Genomic DNA, 1291 nt, shown 5'->3' on the forward strand with positions numbered 1-1291 from the left:
TGTCCCGTCCTAGAATAGGTTGACACTCAAATCAACCTTATATGGAAAAAGCGAGAGAGAAAAAAGGCAAGCGCACCCAGCGGGACTACACGCTGGGCTTTAAGTTGGCTGTAGTAGCCGAGGTAGAGCGGGGGGACCTGACCTACAAACAAGCCCAGAAAAAGTACGGTATCCAGGGCAGAAGCACCGTGCTGGTTTGGCTCCGTAAGCACGGACGCTTAACTTGGCAGGTAAACACTTCCCCTGTGCCTCAGACACCCAACCAACGCATCAAAGAACTAGAGGCCCAGCTGGCCGCCACCCAGAAGCAGCTCAACGAAGCCGAGCTCAAGGCCAGGCTGCTGGACACCATCATCGACGTGGCCGAGGGGCAGATGGGCATCCAGATCCGAAAAAAGCCGGTGGCCAAGCAGTCGAACACCTCCGCCAGGAAGGGCAAATAAGCCTTTCCTTGGCCTGTAGACTGCTTGGCCACAGCCGGCAAGCCCATTACCAGCGGCAGGCAAGGGCGCTGGAGCAAGAGGAGTTGGCCCATCAGGTGGTGGGGGTGGTTGAGCAGATCCGCCTGCGGATGCCGCGCCTGGGCACCCGAAAACTCTACCACCTGCTCAAGGACCAGCTCCAGGTGGGGAGGGACAAGCTCTTTACGATCCTAAGAGAAAGGGGGCTGCTGGTCAAGCCCCACAGGGGCTCCGAATCCACCGCCCCGAGCAGGTGTGGGTCTCCGACATCACCTACATCCCAACAAGAGAGGGCCACAGCTACCTCTCGCTGGTCACAGACGCCTACTCCAAGAAGATCGTGGGCTACCACCTCTCGGCGGACCTGCGGGCAGAGGGGCCCGTCGAGGCCCTGCGGATGGCCGTGGGCCGGAAGAAGTACGGCCACGGGCTGATCCACCACTCGGACCGGGGGCTGCAGTACTGCTCACAGGAGTACCAGCAGCTGCTCGAGAAGGCCCAGATAAAGCCGAGCATGACGCAAAAGTACGACCCTTACCAGAACGCGGTGGCCGAGCGGGTCAACGGCATCCTCAAAGACGAGTTCGCCCTGGAGCGGGGCTTTGCCCACCACCTGCAAGCGGTGGCGGTGATCCGGGAGTCGGTGGGCATCTACAACAGCCTAAGGCCCCACCTCTCGTGCCACTACCTGACACCGGAGCAGATGCACCGGCAAAGGGAGCTGGAGGTAGTACGGTGGAAAAAGAAAACCTCCAACGCAAACGCATTGGAGGTCTCAAATTAAAAAGTAACTTCGTCTCAAACCCGTCAACTTATTTCAGGACGAGACA

1 pseudogene is annotated in these 1291 nt (G+C 59.3%); it reads left to right on the forward strand.

Going from position 1 to position 1291, the window contains the following annotated elements:
* The first annotated feature begins 41 nt into the window (after positions 1-41).
* Positions 42-1245, forward strand: a pseudogene (locus CHB92_RS25430) (IS3 family transposase).
* Positions 1246-1291 lie beyond the last annotated feature (46 nt).

Origin of the sequence: Pontibacter ummariensis (assembly GCF_900188175.1) — a bacterium.
Lineage (GTDB): Bacteria > Bacteroidota > Bacteroidia > Cytophagales > Hymenobacteraceae > Pontibacter > Pontibacter ummariensis.